We start from the raw sequence: 23,364 nt of genomic DNA on the forward strand, positions 1-23,364 counted from the left end.
GAACCCGCGGACGCCATAGCGGCGCCCGCGGAAAATCACCACTCCACAGGCTCGGAATCGGCGCCGGCATCGTCCGTGGCGGTCAGCACGATGTGCGGCGCCTGCGGATAGGTGCGCTTCGAGATGGTGATCACCGACCCGCTGAGCCCCTGCTTCTCATCATTCACGAACCAGTGATGGCGAGAGATCCGGCCATCCGGATCCTTGCAGTTGGCATTGGCGCGCCAGGACGACGAGCTTTCCTTCACGTCGAGCTCGCATTTGGGCGGTTGGTTTTCCTTCACATCGATGACGACTTCGCTCTCCGCGGTCTTCTGCATCTGGGTCTCGATCTGCAGAGCGATCTGGTACTCGCCCTCGCTCTCCAACGTTGCTCGCGCATACCGGGAGCCATTGGTATCGAGCTGCTTGCCGCCCAGGGTGTAGCGCATGGACAGCACCTTGTCCTTGGGATGGCCACCCGAGATCGAGGGCATGACCAGGACCTTCAGGGGCGCCCGGGTCGCGTTGTTATCGCCTGTCCACCGGAGCGACACCGTCCACGGGGGCGGATCCAGCAAGGTCACGATACGCTCGACCGTCGAGTAGTTGCCGCGGCCATCAGAGACGTGCACCTTGAACGGATAGGCCGCGGCCTTGCTCATCTCCAGGATGCGCAGCGTCTCGTTCGTCTCGTTGGCCACGGTGTAGCCGTCAACCTTCGGCAGCTCCCAGTCATATTTGACGTTCTCCAGCGCCTTGAACTGGCCGAGGTTTCTCATCCGCAGGGTTAGCGTCGCCGGGACATAGGCGGCGCTCAGGCTCGGCTGCAGCTCCCATTTCGGCCACTCGTACTCCCAGTAGGTCAGTCGCTGCTGCGTCAGCCCCTCGCCACCTTTGTCGCGATAGCCCTCGATCCACGCTCGGTAGGTGATGTAGGTCGGCTTGTCAGTCACGTCCTCTTCCGTCGGTGTGAACGCCGCCGTGGTACCGGGAACGATCGATGTGCCATCCGGCATGATGAATTCGCCGGAGGCCTTCAGATCCATGTTGGTGTACGGCATGACGAGCCGGGCAACCCAGGTCGACTCCTTGCCCACTTCTGGCCGGCGGTTACCCACCAGCTGCACGCGCGGGGGCTTCACCTTCCGGAACGCAACGCCGCCGCGCAACAGCTTCCACGCCAGCGGATCGTCTGCAGGCGCGTCCTTGAACCGGACGCGCGAGAAGACGTAGACGCGCTCCTCGGCGCTACGGGTGACCGAGTAGCTGTCATTGCCGGCGAACCAGGTGACCCCCTTGTCCAGGCTCCACTGCGCCTCGATGTTGGACAGATCCATGACGTCACCCTTTTCCGACTGCTTGAGCTGGAAGGTGGCCTGAGCGTCGACGAAGGTGTTGCCTGGGCCAGCGAGGTATCCCTTGGGGATGTTGAAGGCGTTGATCTCGATGGCCTGGGTCATCGACTTGGCGCCGCTGTTCTTGTTGGTGAGCTCGGCCCTGATCATGTAGCTGCCCTTCTGCAGGGTCGTCGCCAGCCGTTGCGGGGCATTGCTTGGATTGCTCACGGTCTGCCACTCGCCACCGTTGGTGGACATCTCCCAACGCACGTTGCCCAGGTCCCGCGCCCAAGACCGGTTATTCACCTCCGCGAAGAGAGTGACGCGCATGGGGGCCTCGCCGGTGAGGCGTAGCGCCCGGACACTGCCGTCGAGCGCCGCACCGTTGAGGATGACGATGCTCAAAGGGCGCGGCGAGGTGCGCGTCTCCTGGTAGGCTGGCTCCGGCGACACCACCCGTGCTTCGGCGTACACGCGCAGGTTCTTGCCGGCGAGCTTCTCCACTGGCACCTCGAAGGCCGCGTGGCCAGCACCGTCGGCACGGACCCATCCGGCGATCTCCTCAACGGTGTTCCAATCCGGCCGCTGCACCAGGCGAATCTCCCACTCGCCCATGGTCGCGCTGTCGTACGGGACTTGGCTGTCGTAGGCATCGCCCATCGTGACGCCAACTTCCAACGCATCGGTCGAGAGGATCTTGCCGTTCTCGTTGTCGATCACCGGCATGATGTTCGCGTCCGGAACGGACAGCACCGTGAGATCGGAGTGGGTGGCGATGTTGGGCAGAGCGGTATAGGCCACATCCACGGCGAGGGGCCGGCGCTGCCACAGCGTCGAAAACGGCGCGGCGTAGATCCTGCGCAACTGGGTGCTGACGTCGCCATTGACCGGGTTGATGTCCTCAGTGATCGAATCACCCTGGTTCAGGTTGTGCGTAAGCGTCAGCCGCGCGCTGACCGCGGTCACGGTTGCATCGCCGGCGTATCCACCGCTGATAGGCGCCGCCAGGAGGGTATCGCCGAGCTGCTGCGCACCCTTGTACGTCACCACCGGGGCCGTCGGCTGCTTCGCGGTGAAGACGAACTGGTCGGTACCGAGATCGATCTTTTTGCCGCTGGGCGTGAACGAGGAAAGCTTCCAGGCGATCCGGTTGCTGCCGAGCATCGTCACCGCGCCGCGCAGGACCGGCTTTTCCCAGTTCTCCCGTATGGCAAGGCCTGGCGGGATTTCGGTCCATTCGACCAGGCAAGTCGGCCGGGTCGAATAGGAGGCCGCCGCCGTGATTGCCCGGCGCTCGATTACCGTCAGATCACAGGTTGGTCCTGCGCTCTGGACGAACTCGATGTCCAGGTCCTGGACCTGGGCATAGACGGTATCCATCGGGTACTTCGACGTCATCTTCACGGCGCCCGCCATGGGCACCACGTTCACCTGGGTAGGATAGGTCGCCAACAGGCTCTTCTCCCCCTTGTCGTCAACGATGTAGGCAGCTGCTTCGACGGGATAGGTGCCCGCCTCCGCGGCGAAGCCCTGCTGCAGCAGCAGACCGTCGCTGGACAGATCCTTGGCCTCAGGCATCGGCTTGGTGAACTGCAGCAGGCACACCGGCTTGTCATAGGGATTGCTGTCGCGCGCCGAGACTTCTCTGACGGTGTTGGTGCACACCGAGTTGGAGGCTGAGAACTGGACCCGGGCCGACTCGAGCCCCAGGCCGATCGTCGCCGGGGTCGCCTTGAGCTCACCGGTGAGCTTCCATACATCGAACGGGATGGCATAGACGGTACCGGTCAAATCGGCCCGTGCCAGCAGAATGCGGCCATGGCCGGCGGCGCCACTTTGCAGCGCAGCGACGGCAGCGCCAAGCGAGCCATTCATGACCCGGTCCATGGCCAGGCGCGCACCCTGGCCGCGCTCCAGCGGCCGACGGCCGACGCGCAGGCCAACCTCCGACTTGCGCTCGACCATGGCAATGATGTCGGTCCCCAGCTCAGCGAGCGCCTGCTGATCGGTGATCACAAGCCCAGGGCGCCCATCCAGGTGAGTGAACTCCTTGGTGATCGCCGGCGTACTGAATGCGCTTGGGGACAGCTCCTTGACCGGCAACTTGTCGAAGGGATCATCGAGGGATCTTGGCGCCAGCCGCACAGGGAAGGTCGCCGCAGCGCCGTCCTGATCGGTCACCGTGACAGAGACGGTGGTTGCGGTGCGGCCGTCGGTGCTGAAATGGAGTTCATCGCCGGTGAACCACACGTAGCCGTGCTCCGGCTGAGTGGCCACGGAGAAGGTGTGAGAGCCCCAGGTGTTGTCGTCGATCGCGGCAAGTCGCTGGCTTCCACCGACGCCCTCATAGAAATAGACGACCGAGGGAGTGAGGCCGGTCGGCGCGGTGTTGAGCTGCGCAACGGCCACGGTAGCCATCGCTTCGACGTACTCGCCGCCCTTATCCACCACCCGGAAGCGGAACAGGTCGTTACCGACGAAATGCGGGTTGGGCGTATACACGTAGCCGCCGGCCGTGGCCACCACGGCTCCCGACTTTGGCTGTTCCACCACCTCATAGGTGAAGGAATCCCAGGCATTGCCATCGGTGACCTTTGGCAGGGTCGCGGCGGAGGCGGTGTTCTCGACCGTCCTGATGCGCAGGGTGGCCGCGACCGGCGCCAGATTGAAGCGATCGACCTGCAGAGCAATGGTGCCCTGTACAGTCAGGCCGCCAGGATCGGTCGCCTCGATGACGGCGGAATCAGTACCCACGAAGCTGGCCGCCGGCGTGTAGACGAGCCGGTTCTCGACGATGGCCAGGCCCCCATTGGCAGCCTGCTGCACGAGCCGGAGCGTATGACGGCCGGCATCGGCCACGTTGCGGTCGACGATGCGCGGGTAGTAAGGCGCGCTCGCCGTACCCTCACGCACCACGATGCTCCCCGACAGGCTTTCAGGCGCCAGGTTGCGTGGCTTGACGACCACGGTCACGGTGCCTTTGCCAGACTCCCCACCGGCGTCCGTCGCGGTGATGGGGAAGCTCTCGGTCCCGGTCCAACCGGGCTTGGGCATGTAGACGACCTGGCCATTCAGCACTTTCACCGTGCCGCCCGCGGAAGTGGCCGGCACGGCGAAGGTGAAGGTATCGCCTGGATTGGGATCGACCACCGTGGGGGTACCGGACACCTCGACGCCCTCGTCTGTTACCAGGCTCAGGCCAACTCGCGTAGGGCCGACGTTACGACCGCGGACGGTAACTGTTGCAGTCCCCACGACCTCGGCACCGGCAGGATCTCGGGCGATAAATTTGAAGCTGGTGGTGCCCTTCGAGCCAAAGGGGGCATGGTAGACGAGCTGGTTGTTCACCACCTCGGCGGTACCCTGCATCTCCTGGATGGGCACCGCGAAGGTGTGTTTGCCCGCGTCGTAGAGGTTTTTATCGACCACCTCAGGGGTGACGGGCGCGGAGGCCTGGCCCTCGTTGGCAACCAGCGCTGCGTTCGCCGCGCTGGGGGCGTAGTTGGTCTTGTCGACCTGGATCGCGCCGTCCTTGATAGCCGATTCGGCGCCGGCGGCATCGCGCAGCTTGTACTTGAAGGTGGCGGTACCGACATAGCCGTCGACCGGCACGAAGCGAACGCGCAGGCCTTCAGTGGTGATTTTCCCGACGCTCGGATCCGGTTGCTGGACGATCACCACGGTGTGGCTGTCCGGATTGTCTGGATCGGTCCCGATGACCTGGTCACCGACGACCTCGAAGGCGATGGTCTGTGCAGCGGACACCAGGCCACCTGGATCCGTCGCCGTGACCTTGGCGCTGGCGGTTCCCAAGTAGCCGGTCGCTGGCTTGAACGTCAGCAGGCTGCCGGCGAGGCTGACGGTTCCTGCTGCCGCAGCGACAGGCTGCTGAATTGCAAAGGTCAGCGGCGCGTCGTGGTTCGGGTCGGTAGCGGTCAGCTCGACAGTGACCGGCGTCTCCATGGCCGTCTTGGCAGATGCGGCATCGACCACAGGCGCCTGGGCGACGGGTAATACCCGCACCAGGATCACGCCCTCATCCGAGTCCAGGCCGAAGGAGTCCTTGGCCACGTAGCGAATCTCGCGGGTACCGACGAAGGTGGCGTTGAGCGAGACCTTCGCCGTCGTTCCCGTGAAGCTGACGCTACCGAAGGCGGGATCTGCCGCAGATACTGCGCGCAGCGTCGCCGTGTCGTTGGCGTCTACGTCGGAAACCTGGAGGGTGAAGCTGCTGGTAGCGCCCTGGTTGAGGGTGACCGTCTTGCTCTCGACCACTGGCTTGTCTGCTACCGGCGTGACGGTGATGCTCACCGGTACGGGCGCTGAGGCCGCACTGCCAGCGTCGATGACGGCCACCTGACACGTGGTCTTGCCGTTCCAGTCAGGCGCAGGCGTGAAGACCACGGAGTCGCCGTCCAGGCCGCAGCCACCGATCGACGCGCCCGGCTGGCCGCTCACGACAAATTGGTAGGGACCGTCGCCATCCGGATCGGTGAAGACGATCTTGGAGCGCCCCGGTGTGTCCTCGTCCGTCACGATGCTGATGGGCTGGGCAACGGGGGCATCGTTGACGCCCTGGACTGTGATCGGGATATCGACCACAGCGCTCTTGGCGCCTGCGGCGTCCACAGCGCTGATGCGCAAGACGTCCTGGCCGTAGAAGTCTGGCTTGGGGGTCAGCTTGATGCGGTGCCCGTCAGCGAGCACCTCGCCGGCAACGCCCTTGCCTTGTGCTTCGATCACCAGGCGGTAGATGTCCACCGCGTCGGGATCCTGCACCGTTGGCTCAAACGTCATTTGCGCGTCTTCCGTCATGATGACGGGCTGCGCGATAACCACCGGCGGATCGTTTCGCCCCGTGGTGATGATGCGGATGGTGGCCGTATTGGAGTAGGTGCCGTGCTGATCGCGGCCGCGGTACTGCAAGGCAACGATGCCGCTCCACCCGGGCACCTGGGTGAAGGTCAGGGTGCTGCCCTCAACCTTGACCTGGCCAATGGCGCTATCGGGTGTATCGAGCACTTCGAACTGCTCTGCAGTGACGCCCTCCCCGCCCAACGCGAGCGGCACGATCGCGGGCTGGTCTTCGGCCACCGAGATTTCGATGTCGCGAGCAGTGGGCTGGGCGATCGCGGCCTGAACGATCACCTCGGTGAGCGTATCGCCAACGGTAAGCACCAACGGGCCGGTGAAGCCGGCTGGAGCCGTAACGGTACCACTGCAGCTGGCGGCCTCCTTGGTACGCACGCCGCCGCACTTGCCTGCTTCCTGGCCCGTGCCGGCGCCGATCAGGATCGGGACGCTGTAGCTTCCAGCCGAGGTGCAGCTGTTGCGCGTGGCGCTGTAGGTGAGCTTGATCTGCGCACCGGCAAAAACCGCCCGGGAATCAGGCGTCAGCACCGCATTGGACTCGGTGCATTCAGCAGCTTGGACCTGGTTGGTGTAGTGCGCGAGGCCTGCGAACAGCAGCGCGACGAGTCCCTTCGAAATCTTCCAGTTCACAGGCCGGTTCCCGAGCAAGTTTCAGATACCTGAAAGCCGGCATGCGCCGGCTATCAGAGGGGTGAGCCCTGGGCGGCTCCCTAGTTGATCTGCAGCAGCGGCGCTGCGCTGTACACCATGTCGTTGGCGGCCGGCAGGGTTGCCGACATGATCGATTCGATGATCTTCGGGGTGTTGTACAGACCGACCCCACCACCGATACCGGTGGCGAACGCCATGATCGACTGACGCACGACGCCGCCAACGATGCCCACCAGCACCATGGCGCCGGCGACCACGCGGCCGAGGGTGCCCTGCATCCAGTCACTGATCGTGGTCCAGACGGCGTCGAAGTCGGTACCGCCGGTGCCTGCCATGGCGCTGGATGCGCCCACGACGAGCAGCAGGGCGACGCCGAACTTCACCAGGTCGCGTTGACGACGCGCGCGGTGGGCCGGGTTGCTCAAGGGTTTAGCCGGATTGCTCAGGCGCATGTTGTGTCTCCTTACGAGGGCTGGGGGGGTTACGAGGCGGGGATCGCCTTTTTGTGGGATTCAAGCGGACGCAGCGAAGGCGTCGGCCGCAGGGAGGGCGTACCGACTTCCCAACGGCGCGGTTCGATCTCGGTGTAAATGAAGCCAGGTACGTTCAGGTCGCCGGCTTGCGACTCCCAGGGCGCGACCCAGACCCGCATGACGGTGGCCTGGCTGCGGATCGGCACCGGATCACGCGCCGGGCGAGGCACGACGTAGCGCTCGCCGGCCGCTACTTCCGGCTGCACCGTCGGCGCCGGGGCGTGGCCGCCGTGCTTTTCAGCCTCGGCCTTCTGGGCATTCTTCTCGTCGACGATCTGCCGGAAGTTCTCGTTTTCGGTCAGCTGGTACACGTCCCGCGCGGACATACAGGTCACGCCATCGGGCATGCCCTTACAGCCGTAGTCGGACGAGCCGATCTGCAACATGGAGCATCCGCTGATCATCGAGGTGAGCGCCGCCGCAGCGGCAAGGCCCAGGGCCTTACGCAGGTTCGTTTTCATGAGGTTGAGTATCCGTAGCGAGGGATGTTGGAAGGGGGCAATTCGCCCCCTTCCAGGGCGTTCAATAGAAGGGAGCTAGGCGCTCCCGCCGGCTTCAGGTTTTGTTCTTGCTCAGCGTTTTCAGCTTGAGCTGCACACCCTTCTTGACGACGAAGTCGATCTCTCGGGCAGCGTCCACTTCGATGACCGGGTAGAGGTTCTCGGCCATCTCCAGGTAGAAGTCCGCAATGCGCTCGAGGGCTTTGCCGGTACCGCCGATCATGGCCCCCTGCATGGCCTGGGAGTTGAAGGCCTGCTCATAGACGGGCGATACCGTCCGGCCATTCGTCCCGCTGCCACTGCTGGCGATGCTGATGCTCGGTACCTGGCGCACGCTGAATGCGTCCGAGACGCCCTGCATGAAGCCGGCCATCAGCGAGCGAGCCAAGATGGCGCCCTGCTTGGAGACAAGGCGGCCACGCACCCCGGCTTTGCCGTCCTCACCAGAGGCATAGGCGTCCATACCGCTTTCGATGATCCCGCCGTCATCTCGTACGCAGGAGATCGTCTCAGCCCGCATGTAGGCGCGTTCCGAAGAGAGGTCGCCGAACGCGCTGGCAATGAGGAAGCACTCGCGAACGTCTGCGCGGAAGCGGTTCGGCAGTACGGCCTCCTTCTTCACCCGCAGCAGGACAGGGAAAGGATCTTTCCGTGCTCCGTTACCGGTGGGCGCGTCGATACCAGTGATGATCGCGCCGGAAAGGATGGCGCCGGCCGGCAGGTAGACGTCCTCTTCCTTGGCGTCGGCATCAGGATCTTCAGCAGGCGCCTCATCCCCGTAGGACATGATCTTCGGCGGCTCTTCCTTCTTGGGTGCTGCGCCCGGCTTCTCAGGCTCCTTTTCCGGCGCCGGCGCGTTGGCGAAGAAATTGCCCTGGTTGCGGTTCGGATCCATCAGGGTGCGGTCGTAGCGCTGGCGCTCCTGCGCCTGCGTCTGCTGCTGCGCAGCCTTGCGCTCCAGCTCGGCGGCCTTGTCGGGAGTCGGTGCCTTGGACTGCGCTTCCTGCAGCTGCTTGCTGAGGTCGCGGTTGTCCTGCTCGGCCTTCTGCTGAGCAGCCTGCGTTGCCTCAAGCTGGGCCGTCAGCTCCCCTATTTGCCCCTGAATCTCTTTGAGGCCCGCGGCGGTCGCTTGCTGGGCCTGGGTGCCATTCATGAGGTTCTTTAGCGTCAGCTTGAGGTCGTTGAGCTCCTTGCTCTGCGCACGCTGCTCGGCGTTGAGCGAATCCAACCCGACCCCACGGGGATCCGCGTCTGTCAGGACGTTGGTGATCGTCGGCTTGGCGTTGGTCTTGCGCTGTACCTCGCCACCCAGGCTGCTTAGGCCCCAGACGAACAACAGCACGCCTCCAATCCCCACACCGATGACGGTCCACTTTTTTTTCTGCGGGCTCAGGTTGGCCCATGTTTGCTTGATCATGGTGCCTTCCTCAGTTCAGCAGGCTCGGACGGGACGAATCTTCCGCCGGCGCCTCGCCCACACGGGTGACGATGTAAACCTCGGTCCTTTCACCGGCCTCGAGCATGTTGCGCGGCCAGGCCGCAGCAGCCGCCAGCGAGGGATGGGTGCAGCTGGTTTCATCGAACATGACCGGCGCGCGGCCGTTGTTCTGAGCGACGCCCACCAGGACGCGGAAGTTGTGGCCCATGATCACCTGGGCCCGGCTGAAGTCGAAGTTCAGGCCCTGCTGATAGCACGCGGGAAGCTTCTCGCCGCTCTGCAGTTTGGCCATCGAATAGCCCTTGGGAATACCGCCCAGGGCGAGGGCGCGCATGATGCCCTTGATGGTTTCCATGTAGGGCTGGCCCTCCTCCCACTTCTTGGCCTGCCCGCTGTAGCGCGATCCGTAACCGAAGCCACCGGCGCTGGACGGGCTGGTGCTCCCGGGCACCTGGCCGATGATCAGGTTGGCCTCGATCGGCGGCACCTTGCGAGGCGCCAGCGTCAGGCTGATGGCCACCGACTCGTCGTCCTTGGGAGTGATGTACATCGTCACCGGGCTTTCGCTGTTGGTCGACACGTAGATCACGTTGCCCTTTTGCTTGATCGTTGCCTGGGAGGTGGTCTGGACGATCGGGTTCTCGAACGGGGTGACGATGCGGTTCAGGTGAAACAGCGCCGCAGGGATGATCGTGTTGACGCCTGGCTGCACCACCACATCCTGGCGCGAGCTCACCGGCGGCGCGGCGGCCTCGGGCGCACCAGAGGTCTTGGCGACCGAGGCCGGGACCGCGGGAAGATCACGGCCGCCCCCGGCGACATGAACCAGGTCGGTAGACGCCTTCTCGGGCGCTGCCTTGACCTGGTCCTGCTTCTGCACGGTACTGGAGGCCACCGTCGGAGTGGATGCGTGTGCAGCGGGCGCAACAGCAGGCTGCGCAGCCGCGGCGCTCGGTAGCGTCTTCTGCTGCTGCTCGGCCAGAGCCTGGCGCGCCACCTGCTCGTCAGCTTCCTGCAGGCCGTAGTCGGCCGGGTCGACATCACGGCCGGGCACTGCGGCGATTTCCTGAGTGCGCGACTCGGCCACTGGGGTCTGCGGGATGTTGAGCTCACGAGCGTTGGCGATCGATGCTGACGAAAACAGCGCGACGCCGATCAGTGTGAGGGTTTGGATATTAGTTTTCATTGCGCTGCTGCTCCAAACGCTTGCGAGTATCTGCGGCCTTGGCTTCGCGATTTCTAACTTCTTCGGTGCGCGGCGGGCCCTCATATACAGAGAGGAAGGCAATGACCGGCTTGTAATTCTTGATCTTCAACTCGATCTCATAGGTCATATCAAGTTGTTTAGGTTGGCCACTCGGACCGGTCATCTTGGACTTGCCGACGATAAAATATTTGGTCGGCTCCTGCTTATCTTGCAGGACCTGGCGTGGCTCGAACTCCAGAGTCACTCGATCTTGTCGGATCTGGTGGACTTGGCTATCAATCTTATTGAGCACGTCCTGATAAATATCGTTGGCGAGCAATGGCTCGAGCGTCGCCTTAATGATCTCGGCAGACTTCGGATTAACGTTGCCAAGTCGATCAGCAATGTAGAGTGCCCAGGCGCTGACGTAGCTATCCGAAGCACGGTCCTGATCGACCCAGGCGCGCTCAGCAAGCGTCGGGGGCTGCATGTCAACGACGGTGCTTTTGCGCAGCCAGCCGATGACGGTCAGAACCTCCACCAGGATCAGCGCGACGATGATCTTGCGAAGAAAGGCGTTCTCCGACATGGTCCCGCGATAGGTGTTTTTGAATTTGCCAGACAGCATGGCGACCTCAGTTAAATTCTCGGATAAATGGATTTGGAATGGTTCTAGCTTTGGCACCGGCATATCCCGTCGCCCAATAGAGCATATGAACCATAAAGCCATCCGGGTGATCGTCTCGGTACTTTCGATACCACCGAGTCAATAAATAACCCGCAATAGTGCATACCGCGGCATATCCAGTGAACATGCCAAATACGAGGCCAATACCGATAGGAGCAACTTCATCTGCCTGCCAAAACAACAAGTGAGGCGGATCATCAACGTATTGGGGGATATCGATTGGCTGCATTATTGAGCGGCTCCATTGCCTTGAACGAGTTTCGCCATGGCGCGAAGAATGTCTTCGGGTCCTTTGGCGCCAGAAAGAACTACTTGTTTATTGCTTGGGTTATGGCGAACGATGGTGGTCGGTGTTTCCTTGATGCCCAGCTCAACCGCCTCGCGGAAGTCCGCTTTCACTTTCTGCAGCGGCTCCTGGTTGTCGATGCAGCGCGAAAGGGCCGCGCCGTCCAGGCCGATGCTGGAGGCGATCACTGCGAGCGGCTTTTCGGTCCCGGTACCGTTACCTGCGGTCGAACTGAAGATGGCGCCGGCCATGCGGTAGAAGGCATCGTTACCGCCCTGGGCCCCTGCGCACTCTGCGGCGAAGGCCTCCCGGCGCGACGCTTCGCCATGGATCGGAACATGCTTGAACACAACCGACGCGTTGCCGCGCGAGCTGTCGACCACGGCCTTGGGTACCGCGAAATACTGCTTGCAGTAGGGGCACTCGAAGTCCGAGTACTCGATCAGGCTGAATTGGGCGGTAGCATCGCCATAGCGACGCTCGCCGGCGATAGGCGCGCTCTCACGCTTCATAGGCGCTGGTGGTGCCTCCGGTGCCGCCGGGGGTGCCACAGATAAGCTTTGCCTGGAAAGGAGCGCGTCGAGATCGGAGCGCGAAAACGCGTACGGCTGGATCCTTGCGACCTGGCCATTCAGGTGGTCGACGAGCTGCTGCTGCTCGCGTAGGGCATGAGCGCTATATAGCGCTGACGCGGTACTCAAGACGATCGCAAGGCCGGCGAGTGTGATAGGGATTCTAGAGCTCATGATGCACCTCAGCTGTTGAAGCTATGGTGCTCAGGCGCAAGCGCGTTTTGCGGTCAATCCACCCCGACCGAGGGTTCAAACCTGGCCGGGGCGATCAGAAAGGTTGCCGGGCGCTGCGCCCGCCTCGCCTGCTGGAAGGTCAGAGGCGTTTCGGCAGGTTACCGATGAGGAGGCTGGCTGCTATGGGGATCAGGAAGATCACCACCAGCGGAACGATCATTGGGGGTATGGGCAATGGCGCGATGAACGATAGCGCGAGTGCCATGACCACCCATGAGATGATTTTTGAGCTGTAGGTGTTCAAGAATGGCGAGGAATGATCGAAGTTGTAGCGTTTGATATTCCAGGCCATGTATCCGCCCAGCACGGCCGGCGCAAGGATCACCAGCATGTAGGGCATCCACATCAGCAAAAGCAGGCTTCGATAGTAGATGTGGTAGCAGACCTTGAGCACTGCCTCTCCCCGCCCCGCTATGAATGTTCCCCACTGGCGTTCGAGTGACTCCCACCCAGGCGTTTGCTTGCCTCCCAGGAAAAAGTCACGGACGGTCTCATTGAGCCCGCTTTCGAGATGGATGGTGCTGTAGAGCCTGGCCGTATCGTCGATCAGTTGGTCACTGGCTGCCTTGCCCATCATGGCCTCCCCCCAGTCCTGCTCTTTCAAGATCGCCCGGTCGATGAATGCGTTCGGCACGATGCACGCGATCAACAGGATTTCGACGCAGACGAAGGCCAGGGTTAGCCAGATTCCGGCGGGCATCTTTTCTTCTATATCAGCCATTGCGGTGCTCCTGGATGCTACGCCAGACGACGCCAATCGACGTGTCGGGCGGCAGCAGCAGCGCTTCCAGGCGATCCCGCACCGCCGCACCCTTGGTTTTCTCGACCTCGCTGAGCAGGCGCTTATGCATCTCGAGGAGCGCCGCAGTAGGCGCAGGCGATTGCTCGAGCAGCTCTGCCAGCCCATCCAGGAAGGTACCCATGAAGGCCACAAGCCGGTCTCGATCTGGTTTGCCGAGCGCAGCCTGATACGAGCGCAGCGATCGGGTCAGAACGTCCCGACAGTCGGGGTCGCTGGTCATCTCCTGCTCGACGCGAAACGCGGCAGGGACGACCTGCAGCGCGGTGGGCCAATCGCACTCGAGAACTCCCAACAGGGTCTTGGCTTTCGCGTCGCCGTTGAGCAGGCGAGATAAGGATTCAAAACGAGTACGCATGGATCAAGCCGCCTCTTCAGCCAGCAGGCGGGCCCGAGCCACAGCCTTGTCGAAATTTTTGGGTTTGGTCAGGACCGGGATCCGGCCCTTCTCGACCTGGCCGCCGGCCAGGATAGCCAGGAACTCAAGGTCAGGCAGTTGCCCGAATAGTTGGGCTGGGAACAGCTCTCCCTCCTCGTCCATCAGGCGCTCGCCAACGTTCAGCGAGTGCATGTGCGGATCGTCTTTGGTCGAGTTGCCCTGGGTGCGCATGACGTACTTGTAGTACGTCGGCGGAATCTTCTCGGCGATGTACTTTTGCGTGTCCTGATCGGTGATCCGGAGCGCAATGACATGGTTGGTGTTGCCCAGCACCTGGCGCGCCTTCGCCGGCGAACCCATGCGAGCCTCGAAGTCGGCGATGGTTTGGGTTGCGACGTAGATGCGCATTCCGGCGCCCCGCCCTTTGTTAAGAAGCTGAACGAGCTGGTCGTTGACGATTTCCGCGGCCTCATCGCAAAAGATGTTCACCGGCCGACGCTTTAGGTTCTCGCTGCTTTCAAGGTTGTAGCGCTGGCCCGCGACCGCCGCCAGGTCGGCGAGGAAGATCGAGCCGATCGCGGAGCCCACCATCGAGTCGGACAGCGAATCGAGGCCAAGATAGAGCACCTGGTTGTTCTCGATGATCGTTTTTGAATCGGTGATTTCCCGGGTGTCGCCGCTGTCGTTTTCGATCGGCGAAAGAATGGGCCCCATGTGACCTGCCGTCAGCATGTTCAACACCGGAAGCAGCGTCGCGATCATCTTTCCGAAGTGATCGCGATCGTGCTCGAACATGGACAGGATGCCCTCGAGGTCGGAGTTTGGCTTCAGCGGCACGATCTCATTGCGGTAGACAGTGATCATGGCCTTCGCCTTGAGCTCGTCGGTCCTCGCCTGCCTGACGGCCGCGGCTGCTAGCGCGTCGAAGGCTGGGTGAACGGACTTGCCGTACGCCGTGATCGCCTCAATAACCAAGGGAGCCAGGCCACCCTCGAGTGCGCGGCGAATCTGCACCAGCGTCGGGAAGATGTCGCAGAACAGCATGGCCTGGATGACGTTATTCACGGCCATCTGGGCGAAGGCCTGGAATGGTCCTTCGCCATCAGTCAATGCGGCGATGCGTGAGGCGAGCTCTGTGGCGCGACCAAAATTCTGCGTTGGAGAAATTCGTACGCAGGAATCTGGGAATGCAGGATGGAAGTGCTTGTAGCGGCTGACGTCACCGGCAAGCTCACACGCCCGACGCGCGTTTTCCGACATTTCCTTATCGCCCTTCGGATCAAGTATGACCACCGATTCGTTACGCAAAATGGCCTGGCTGATCAGCAGGTCGAACAGGCGGGTCTTCCCGCTACCCGTGGTGCCTACGATCAGCGTATGCAGCGAAGCGAGCGTGTGCTTATACCCAATCGGCTTATCCGGTTGCAGCGAGATCCCGTGGATCCAGGGTGAGCCCATGAAGCCCTCGGGAACCGGGGGCATGAGCTTCGTGATATCCCGCTTGAGCAGCTCGAATACCTGCTGACCTTCACGCTGCGTCCATTTGAAGCCCACGCCGATGTACATCTTTTCGCGATCGGCGAGCATCTGCTCGATGAGCTCATCTTGGCCCATCATCGCGGCGTTCTTCGCACGTAATCCCTGCCTTACCCGGTACAGGTGCAGCGCAGCAGGCACGCGCCGAAGCGCGAAACCACCCATCACACCCAAGGACAGGTAGAACGGCTGCGCAGGTAGGTTCGTGCTGAAATGGACAGCGCAGGTCCCAGCCATACCCAAGACCCAGCCCGCAATTTCGATCGCCTCGAAATTCGGCCGCCAGGGCATTTCATAAGTCCATTCGCTCATGCGGGAAACTCAGTCAGGTCAATGACGTGATTGTTTCCGACCTTGAGGTACGGGTAGTGCGCGATTAGCGCCCTCCTCAGGGTAAGTTCGCTGGTTTTCAGCTCGTACGCGAGCTGGAGCATCCTGCGGTCCGAGATGGAGACCAGGGTCCGCCCGTCCGTCTTTTTCGGCGGACACCTCGAGAGGACAGCGTCGGCGGTCGCCTGCAGCTGATTCGCCTCGTGAGCGTCACGTGCCACGGTAGATGAGTGGTCATAGGCGCCACTCGTAACCTGCTCGAGAAGCGCCCCCAGATACCGCGATAGCAGGAAGCCTTTGCGATGTAGGCCGGTATAGGTGCCGGTGAAGTCGTCGAATAGCCAGCTCGCGGCCATGAGCGCATCGCGGTCGTCCAGCGTAAACCCTGGCTCGCTATGAAGGCAGTACGGCTTCCCGTCTCGCTGCAGCAACAGGTCTTTGTTTTCCGGCCGGGTGTACCAGAGGAGCTTCGCTGCAAGGGCTGGCCAGAGGGCGAGATAGGCAGTGACCTCTGAAGCGGCAACCTCGGGTACAGCCTTTCGCTCCAGCGGCTTCAAAGGTGCTTTGGGCGGAGGTGGGCTTACAGCATCCTGGACAGCAGGACGTGGCTTTCGCGGCTGCCCGATGATCATCGGCGCCGGTCCAGGAGCCGCGCCACTGATTAAGAGCCCAGGTGGCGGCTGCTCGCGCGAAGTGCTCGGTCGCGTGGCCTTTGACGGTCCTGGTCTTGAACCGGCTGGATTTTGGCTTCCGGCGGCGGGACGCTTCCCATCCCCTGGGTTACCGGCCGATCGTGCAGTAGGGGCATGCTCAGCCCTACCACCGACCTTTCCCGCGGGTAGTGGCTGGCTGGCGAGTGCGCTATTACCCTTGTCGTCAATGCCTTCGCCCGTAACCGGCGCTGCCGCGCGGGTATCCGCCCCATTGCGGGGATCACCCGAACGAGCCTTCGGCCGTGGTGACGCTGGTTCACGTCCAGCGTCCTCACCTCTGTGAGATTCTTTCAGCGTCCTTCCAGGTGCTGCTGTCGCGTCCGGTTCGATGTTCACGGCCTGGTTGGGAGCAGGAACTCTCTGCGTTGGACGAGAGGCTGGGGAGGCAGTGTAAGAATCTTTCACGACGTCAATTTCGCCGGTCGCTGCTTTCATCGGCGGCCTGGTAGCCTTCGGTTGGTCAGGCGATTGTCCATCCAGAACCGGGTAGCGTTTCCGCTCCATTTCGGCGGGCAGCTCGACCGCTAGGGGCGAGTCCCCCGGTAGCGCAATGCCCTCGGCGCTGCCGACAGCACGCAATTGACCGAAGCTAAATTCGCCCGAGCCAATGAGCGCCGCGGGTATGACCATCGACGATACAGGGCTGTCCGCACTGCCCTGTATCGGCGGTAAATGCTCTGTCGGCGGCGTGGATAGCATCACGGCCGGCATGGCTGGATCAGCTGGTGTGGCCGCCGGCGCTACCAGGGCCCGATCCGGAAGATCCATGCCAACGAGTTCCAGCACCTCGTCATCGATATCGAAGTGATCGTGGGCGTAGACCGCATCAGCGTGCCGAACGGTTGGACCAGGTGAAATCGGTATGACTGCCCCTGAACGTTCGGTCACCTGTTCTGCGGATGACTGCGGATGCTGGGGATCCGCCGGCGACCCTGTGGGGGCCGGTTGGGGGACATCAGGCTGCTCGGCGAGGGCCGCGCCGCCGTCGCGGCTTCCTGCGTTTTCTTTCGAAGAACCGGTAGACCTGCCCTTCGATGACGAACGCTTGTCGAGCGTGGACGACAGCGACACAACGTGGGGCTCTTTCGTAACAGATCCAGACGCTATGTCGTCGCCAGGCGCCGCACCTTGTATCAGTAGCCCACCGCCGCTATGCGTCGCCGTACGGGGTACAAGGCCAACCTTTTCTACCGTTTGCGGCCTACCAGGCGCTTTGGGTGCTTTGGGTCCACCAGGGTGCTTAGCGTCTTTCCCATTATCCTTGGAAGCGGTAGGCGCTGGGGCTGGGGCTGGTAGCGTGGCATCAACACCTTCCTGGTGCGGTGCTTCCGGCAATACCTCTACTGACGCAGCAGCAGTACCGCGCGCGTGTGGTAAGTCGAAGCGCAATTCGTTCGGCGGTAACCCCACAGTAGCGGCCACCGATGCCGGCGGCGTTTCGAACTTGAAGAGTGCCTCCGGATTGACCAGTTTCAGGCACTTGAGGGTGATCGGCTTTTCCCGCCCGACGTTGATCATGTCGATGGTCGTGTGCCAATACATCGAGCCATCGTCGGCTTTGGCGACGACACCGTGATCTAGCAGTATGCCGCCGAGGACGTCCGCACTCCTGGGAATTGCCTTCACCCCCTGCGAATGAAGGTATTCCGCGACCTCCGCCGCTGACTGGGACCATACGACATAGACTTCCCCACCGATGATCCATACCCGCTGGCCAGGCTCATTGATCCGCCACGTTTTCGTAGCGAGGAAATGAATCATCGTATCGAGCACCAGCGCCGGTATCGGCACGCCGCTGCCCATGCCAAATTGACGAGATGCGTCCCCGCCGTGCTTCTGCATGTCGAGCTCGACAGACTTCGAGTCGCACTTCGAAACGATCAACGCGAGGGCTTTATCGCCCTCGCGTCCGGACATGGCATTCACCATCTCGGTGTAGATGTCCGCGCCTTCAGCCCGCAGCCATATCAGCAGCTCCTGAGGCAGAAAGCGCGCTATGAGCGTGGCCGCGAGGTCCCGGTGAATGCCGTGGCGATTCGGCGTCCAGCTCAGGTAATAGCGGTCGATATCGTGCTCAGCAGCCCAGACCGGGATGGACGGGCCCATAGGGTCCCAATGGCGATCGCCCATCTCGTCCGCTACGACGACGTCGCTAAGCACCTTGCCCAGGTCGTGCATGAGAGCGGCCAACACCGCGGCGACGTACCAACGGTTTTCCCTCACCAATCGCTGCGCCGGATACAAGGCGTAGTCGAAAGAAGTGCATTTGCAGCTGTTGAACGCGAACATCGCCACTTCCAACGAGTGCGCAAGTAACCCACCTGGGCCCCGGTGATGATGTGACTGGGAAGCCGGGAGCAGGTGCACGAACTCAGCTACTCCCTCGAAAACCGGAAGCAGTAAGCGATCGAAGCCTCGATTGGGCATGCGTACGCCACTCGAGAGCTTCTGAAGGGTCACTTTGTGAGGCTGCAGCAACACTGTCCCCGGGACACGGGCTGGCCATCCTCGTTGAAACGGCGGGTACCGGAGCAGCGCTTCATCGCCAGCTTGGATGTACTGCTGGATCTCAGGCGCGCTCATGTCGAGCAGTTGAATATCACGCACGCTGGCGAGAGGCTTCGCCGCGGTTTTTTTCGGCGCGAACCATCTTTTGAAAAAACGCATCAAGGCCTCCAAAGTTGATGTCATTTTTTCAGGTCAAGCGGGGAAGGGTTGCTGAGTTACAGCCCGAAATTGGCCAGGATTAGCCGCTAACGGGCGTGGACGGCGCCATACACTCGCTGCTCCTAAGACCGGAGCACCTTGATGACACGAAGTGGCAGAACACAGAAAAGGGGCGAACTGGAGCAGGCGTCGTTACGGAAAGCGCAGGCGAGCATCGCCCGAAACGAGCAGACATTGGGTGCCATAGCAGACATGGTGATCTTCGACGCAAGGTCGCGTCAGGCGGACGACTATCCCGATATCGCTGTTGACCTCAATCCAGAGCGGCACCGCGACGACGCTACGTCCTTGCCATGGACAAGCCAGCGGATGCTTGGTCTCAAGCTACCGATCCTGTTTCTCGCGCTGCTTGCGAGCGGAATAGCCGCTGGCGTGCTGGTAGGTTGGGTGAGTTATGGCTCTGCGCTGTACCGGTACATTGCAGGCCAGTAGGACTGCTGCGATGGCGCGCCGGCGAACGACCGGCGCCTCCCTATCACTTCGCTTGCAGGCACTTCCCGCGGAGAGAAGGCGGCACACCTTTAGGACCGCCCTTTGCCACCAGTTCCCACTCGCGCTCCGTCAGGGCCATACCGGCACCCTTGCAGAACTTTCGGTACGCGACGAGATATTCGGCCTCGCTGCCGGCAACCACCGGCTTGCTGACCGGAGCTGAAGGCGCCGGCGGCGAGAATGCCAGGGCCTGGTCGATCGCACGCCCCATACCATAGGTGACCGCGGTGACCGCCACGCTGTCCTTCGGGCCTCGGCCGTCCGGCGCCACCTGCAGATCGTGGTAATTACCATGGGTCGTCATCACAACGTCCTCGCTTCCCATCACGTGCTGATACGCCAGCTTCCGTAGAGCTGCGCCGCCGCGGCCGTCATGCCCCCAGCTACTGTAAAACTCGTGGGCCAGACGGGTTGGAACGTAAGTTGTCTGCGGCTGCGGCACGGTGTCCTTGTTGTGGCTCGAGCAAGCAACAAGCAAGCTCCCTGCTACCAAGGCGACGAAGAGTTTTTGCATGGGATCCCCCTTAACGTTGCAGGGACGGTACCGCGACTTACTCGGCGCTTGGCCCAGGTTCACCCCTGGCCAGGGCATGAACTCGCGACTTGCGTTATTGCGGCCTTGCGTACATTGAGCATCTCAACAGGACTTCTGCAATGAAATCGACAGCCAATCGATCCGACAGCATCGCCTTTCTCCTCGGCTTCATAGCGGCAGCGGTACCGGGTAGCTGGTACCTACTCACCTTGAGCTATGGGGAGAACGGCGCGAAGGTCGCGCTGGTAGTTGCGGCCGAATTCGCGGCGGGTTTCATTGCGCAATACGTCCATCGAAAGATCAGAGCACGACGTACGTAGCGCGGAGCAAAACCGAGATGAACGACAGCCAAGCACCCATCGAACCAGTGAAACGCTCGATCAATAGCCTGACTGCCTTCTGCAAGGCGATCGGGGCGACCAATCCGGAGGTCGTCGGCTCCGCTACGCAAACCTGGCTCGACCCTGCGATTCTGGAAGAGGACCCCAGAAGCAAAATGCGCATCTACGAATCGCCTAAGGTGCAAGCGCATATCGCAAGCCTGGTCGAGGCCTGGATGGACAACGACCATATCCCTATGGTCGAGGTGCAAGTCGTCGACGGCCGCTGCTACATCCGCAAAGGGGTATGCCGTATCCGCGCCGCGATGATCGCTCGTGAGCGAGGCGTGATGATTAAGCGTGTGGAAGTCTACGAAGCCCGCGGTCTCACCTCACCCATAGTCCGGGCGCTCACGGCTGACCAGCGACTTCCCCTGACGCAAATTGAACGTGCGCACGGGTATCAGAAGCTGGTCGACGAAGGTTGGACGACGGAAGCCATCGGTAAAGCAATCAAGCTCAGCGGCGCCCATGTCCGGGAAAGCCTGCGTCTGCTTCGACTGCCGGAGTCGATCCAGCAGCTGATCGACCAGGGTGTCATCAAGGCCCACACCGCACTGGACGTTGCCCGCGCACACCCGTCCGATGCCGAAAAACTCATCCTCGAGGCCTACCACAATCAGGTAGCCCTCCTGGCCAAGGAAGCTGTCGCCGACGGCGGCATTGAAGGCGGCGGGCAGGCACCCGGAACGCCGGCTCCGAACAGGCCAGTACGTCTCACCGAGCGTGACATCGGTAGGCCGACACGTCGCATCGGCAAACGGTTTGTTTCTCAGATGGCCTCGACTATCACCGGCTTTTCCGAGCGGCTACGAGCTACAGCGGTCCCGAACGTGGCCCAAGGCACTGTTGCAGTAGAGATTCCCCAGGCCGATTACGAGGCATTCCTCAAGCTCTCAGACGAAGCCGCCGCGCACATCGCGAAAGTCGAAGAGAAGGTCGAGATTGGCGTCGGCCATCAGATCGACGCACGCGCCGCCGCCCCCTCCGCCACACGCCACTAAGTGACACGCCCAGCAGCTCGGCTGGGCGCGTTGCATCCAATCACAGGCGCTGTCCTACCGGGCAGCCCGTACGCTTTACGCAAGCCTTGCACACCCCCGCCGCCGGTATCTTGGGACGGGCCTTCGCACCTTGCCCTTTCAATATCCAGTAGCGGTTCCACAGGCTAATGATCACGCTGCTGGGCAGAAGCCGCACGGCCGTATAGGTGACGCCCTGTGGGGTCACCAATCGCACGTAGCCCTCCGACGCCACGGGCCAGTTAGAGCCCAGAACTGTTTGGCTCTGGCGGGAAAGAATCGCTGCGTACACGCTCAGCTGAATGACGTCTTTGAGGTAAACGCGCGCGGCCGCCCTCCGTTTTGTGTCAACGACCACCAGCCAGCCGCCGGCAAGGAATACCTGGTCTACCCGCCCGTGCATCGGCACCGGCACATCGGTTTCGATATCCCGTTCAGACAACACGACCTGTCCTCCGCGAAGAGGTGGGGGTATCGGTTCACTCCAGTTCTGGCGCATATCCTAAGTCCTTGGTTCGCTATTAAAACCAGCATACCTCTGTTATTGAAAACGCAAGCGCTCACTCGCGCTACGCTATCTTGCGTTTTTGCTTGGTGCGATTAAGGTAAAGGCAGGCAAACCATTGGAGTTTGGAAATATGAAAGGTAAGCGTCGCGAAAAGCTTTCTGTTTCTGCTACCGAGCTTTCAAAGTTAGGGCACTGTGAGGTGATGGTAGCGCTTAGGCTCGCTGACGATCCCCACCACAATCAAAAGGAAGCTGCTCTTGGTAACGCAGAACATGATCGCTTCCACTTACGAGCTGTACTCAACATGGGCACGACGGAAGAGTTCGAAAGGCTGAACAATAGCGTGCCGCAGAAACCCCGATAGGGCCTGTTGCCCAGCCGACAGGCCTATACGAACGCCTGAAGCCTCTCCTGTCGATTTATGGCATATTGGCGAAACGTCTTAATACCGGAGGCACATTCGATACTGATACTTTCAAGTGCCCAAACGACTGGCCATAGATGGATGGACTATCCGAATTTAAATCAAGCCCAACTTGGGAACCCTGTCCTATCCAACCCTTCAACGGCCCATAAAGCTGGTTGACGCGATACACCGATCCCTCTACGTCACACGACGCGGTGCAATAGCACGCCTCGTGCCATTGACCAGGAAGACCAATCACCAGAGCCAGGTGCAGCCGATCCTCGTCTGGAAGCAAATACCCTCTAGCCACATAACGGGGATACTTGTTACTTATTACTTCAAAGCACCAGCATCGGTTCCTATCTAATGGTGGAAGCGCCGTTTTTCGAAGCGGGGTCAGGTTTGGCTCTGAAAACTCTTCGGATACGACCACCGGCGTTTCCCATGCGAGTCGACACAGCCTTATGTAACCAGCCCGATTTTTCTTGGTATCCAAATGGCGCAGTGTCGAAAGGACAAGGGTATAGGCTATTATCGAAACCCCGAATGCCAGACCGGGCAAAGCAAAAAACAACAATAGGGGATCTGCCCAAGGAACAACATTGAGCCATAGCATCGCTGCTACTGCATGGAGTAATAACGAGACCCAGGGTTTCGCAGCGCTATAGGCTTCTGCAAGGACCAACTTCACCATCTGGCACAGTTCCTAAGTTAGCAAGTATCGCCCTGCGGGTCCCCGCTTGTAAGCCAGCAGAAAGGTCAACCCCTTTCGCCGCTAATTTCACGAGCTGCAGCGCCTGCATTGATTGATAGGTGGGGTTTCTATAAACCGAAAATTTAGCCCACTCGGCTGCTCGCAACAGGATGTCGGGCTCACGGCTGGCCGTGACCAAAGAGATCGCATAATCGGCGGCGGCCTGATTATTTCCTCTTTCACCGGAGTACCGCAGGAAAGGCATCGCTCGGGTCAGGTCTCTTTCAAAGGTGCCGTTGCCAAACAGGTAGAGTCGCCCTATGGCGGCGGACGCGGAAACATCCCCAGCACACGCGCGAGTGCGAAGGTTCGCGACGTTCAGAGCAATGGGATCAACCCACTCGCCGGAAGAGGTATCTGCAGGCGCCGCAGGCTCGGTGGGTAGCGCGCTCACCGCAATACCAGGTGTCAGCCAGCCGCCAAGGACAAGCATCAACGCTACCTCAGCTATCACACACCTGCTTCTCATCACGGCGACGTTCGAAATGGCCTTATTGGGGTCCA

At 61.5% G+C, this 23,364-nt stretch carries 19 protein-coding genes; 3 read left to right on the forward strand and 16 right to left on the reverse strand.

Features of this window, described 5'->3' with window-relative positions:
* Positions 1-35 precede the first annotated feature (35 nt).
* The 12 genes from PVZ77_RS19420 to mobH form a co-directional block, all read right to left on the reverse strand.
* Complete coding sequence (locus tag PVZ77_RS19420) at positions 36-6,821, reverse strand: Ig-like domain-containing protein (RefSeq protein WP_273808358.1); 6,786 nt, start codon at positions 6,819-6,821, stop codon at positions 36-38.
* Between the two features lie 80 nt (positions 6,822-6,901).
* Complete coding sequence (gene traA / locus PVZ77_RS19425) at positions 6,902-7,294, reverse strand: TraA family conjugative transfer protein (protein WP_231357288.1); 393 nt, start codon at positions 7,292-7,294, stop codon at positions 6,902-6,904.
* 29 nt (positions 7,295-7,323) lie between these two features.
* Positions 7,324-7,836, reverse strand: coding sequence for a type IV conjugative transfer system lipoprotein TraV (traV, locus tag PVZ77_RS19430; protein WP_273808357.1), 513 nt, complete (start codon positions 7,834-7,836; stop codon positions 7,324-7,326).
* A 94-nt stretch (positions 7,837-7,930) separates the two neighbouring features.
* Complete coding sequence (locus PVZ77_RS19435; protein WP_273808356.1) at positions 7,931-9,292, reverse strand: TraB/VirB10 family protein; 1,362 nt, start codon at positions 9,290-9,292, stop codon at positions 7,931-7,933.
* Between the two features lie 10 nt (positions 9,293-9,302).
* The gene (locus PVZ77_RS19440; protein WP_273808354.1) at positions 9,303-10,499 is read right to left on the reverse strand and encodes a TraK domain-containing protein; all 1,197 of its coding nucleotides are present in this window, start codon (positions 10,497-10,499) and stop codon (positions 9,303-9,305) included.
* On the reverse strand, positions 10,489-11,127 hold the full coding sequence (locus PVZ77_RS19445) for a TraE/TraK family type IV conjugative transfer system protein (protein ID WP_273808353.1): 639 nt from the start codon (positions 11,125-11,127) through the stop codon (positions 10,489-10,491). The genes PVZ77_RS19440 and PVZ77_RS19445 overlap by 11 nt, the downstream gene beginning before the upstream one ends.
* A gap of 7 nt (positions 11,128-11,134) precedes the next feature.
* Positions 11,135-11,416: a type IV conjugative transfer system protein TraL gene (gene traL, locus PVZ77_RS19450; protein WP_074585280.1), complete on the reverse strand. Its 282-nt coding sequence runs from the start codon at positions 11,414-11,416 to the stop codon at positions 11,135-11,137.
* Positions 11,416-12,219, reverse strand: a complete 804-nt coding sequence (locus tag PVZ77_RS19455; RefSeq protein ID WP_273808351.1) for a DsbA family protein — start codon at positions 12,217-12,219, stop codon at positions 11,416-11,418. The genes traL and PVZ77_RS19455 overlap by 1 nt, the downstream gene beginning before the upstream one ends.
* Positions 12,220-12,358: 139 nt before the next feature.
* Positions 12,359-13,000, reverse strand: a complete 642-nt coding sequence (locus PVZ77_RS19460; protein ID WP_273808349.1) for a DUF4400 domain-containing protein — start codon at positions 12,998-13,000, stop codon at positions 12,359-12,361.
* The gene (locus PVZ77_RS19465; protein WP_074585277.1) at positions 12,993-13,436 is read right to left on the reverse strand and encodes a hypothetical protein; all 444 of its coding nucleotides are present in this window, start codon (positions 13,434-13,436) and stop codon (positions 12,993-12,995) included. The genes PVZ77_RS19460 and PVZ77_RS19465 overlap by 8 nt, the downstream gene beginning before the upstream one ends.
* 3 nt (positions 13,437-13,439) lie before the next feature.
* Positions 13,440-15,305 (reverse strand): conjugative transfer system coupling protein TraD, encoded by a 1,866-nt coding sequence (gene traD / locus PVZ77_RS19470; RefSeq protein ID WP_273808346.1) that lies wholly within the window; start codon positions 15,303-15,305, stop codon positions 13,440-13,442.
* On the reverse strand, positions 15,302-18,703 hold the full coding sequence (mobH, locus tag PVZ77_RS19475) for a MobH family relaxase (protein WP_273808345.1): 3,402 nt from the start codon (positions 18,701-18,703) through the stop codon (positions 15,302-15,304). Before mobH ends, traD begins: the two co-directional genes overlap by 4 nt.
* A 141-nt stretch (positions 18,704-18,844) precedes the next feature.
* On the opposite strand from mobH, the gene PVZ77_RS19480 reads away from it, so the two are divergent.
* Complete coding sequence (locus PVZ77_RS19480) at positions 18,845-19,195, forward strand: hypothetical protein (RefSeq protein WP_093256579.1); 351 nt, start codon at positions 18,845-18,847, stop codon at positions 19,193-19,195.
* 43 nt (positions 19,196-19,238) lie between these two features.
* On the opposite strand, the gene PVZ77_RS19485 is transcribed toward PVZ77_RS19480, so the two are convergent.
* A complete protein-coding gene (locus PVZ77_RS19485; protein ID WP_273808344.1) occupies positions 19,239-19,769 on the reverse strand; it encodes a hypothetical protein in 531 nt (176 codons plus the stop codon).
* Between the two features lie 358 nt (positions 19,770-20,127).
* Here PVZ77_RS19485 and PVZ77_RS19490 point away from each other — a divergent pair, with 358 nt between their 5' ends.
* Positions 20,128-21,174 carry a ParB/RepB/Spo0J family partition protein gene (locus tag PVZ77_RS19490; RefSeq protein ID WP_273808343.1) on the forward strand — a complete coding sequence of 349 codons (1,047 nt, stop codon included), beginning with the start codon at positions 20,128-20,130 and terminating at the stop codon, positions 21,172-21,174.
* 40 nt (positions 21,175-21,214) lie between these two features.
* Here the strand turns inward: PVZ77_RS19490 and PVZ77_RS19495 are convergent, their stop codons facing one another.
* On the reverse strand, positions 21,215-21,691 hold the full coding sequence (locus tag PVZ77_RS19495) for a PD-(D/E)XK nuclease family protein (RefSeq protein ID WP_093256591.1): 477 nt from the start codon (positions 21,689-21,691) through the stop codon (positions 21,215-21,217).
* A gap of 139 nt (positions 21,692-21,830) precedes the next feature.
* On the opposite strand from PVZ77_RS19495, the gene PVZ77_RS19500 reads away from it, so the two are divergent.
* Positions 21,831-22,064 carry a hypothetical protein gene (locus PVZ77_RS19500; RefSeq protein ID WP_143075309.1) on the forward strand — a complete coding sequence of 78 codons (234 nt, stop codon included), beginning with the start codon at positions 21,831-21,833 and terminating at the stop codon, positions 22,062-22,064.
* 55 nt (positions 22,065-22,119) lie between these two features.
* On the opposite strand, the gene PVZ77_RS19505 is transcribed toward PVZ77_RS19500, so the two are convergent.
* Both PVZ77_RS19505 and PVZ77_RS19510 read right to left on the reverse strand, forming a co-directional pair.
* A complete protein-coding gene (locus PVZ77_RS19505; RefSeq protein ID WP_273808341.1) occupies positions 22,120-22,800 on the reverse strand; it encodes a hypothetical protein in 681 nt (226 codons plus the stop codon).
* The gene (locus PVZ77_RS19510; protein ID WP_273808339.1) at positions 22,769-23,293 is read right to left on the reverse strand and encodes a hypothetical protein; all 525 of its coding nucleotides are present in this window, start codon (positions 23,291-23,293) and stop codon (positions 22,769-22,771) included. The genes PVZ77_RS19505 and PVZ77_RS19510 overlap by 32 nt, the downstream gene beginning before the upstream one ends.
* Positions 23,294-23,364 lie beyond the last annotated feature (71 nt).

The organism is Pseudomonas sp. SHLD1 (assembly GCF_028640935.1).
Taxonomy (GTDB): domain Bacteria; phylum Pseudomonadota; class Gammaproteobacteria; order Pseudomonadales; family Pseudomonadaceae; genus Chryseomonas; species Chryseomonas aestiva.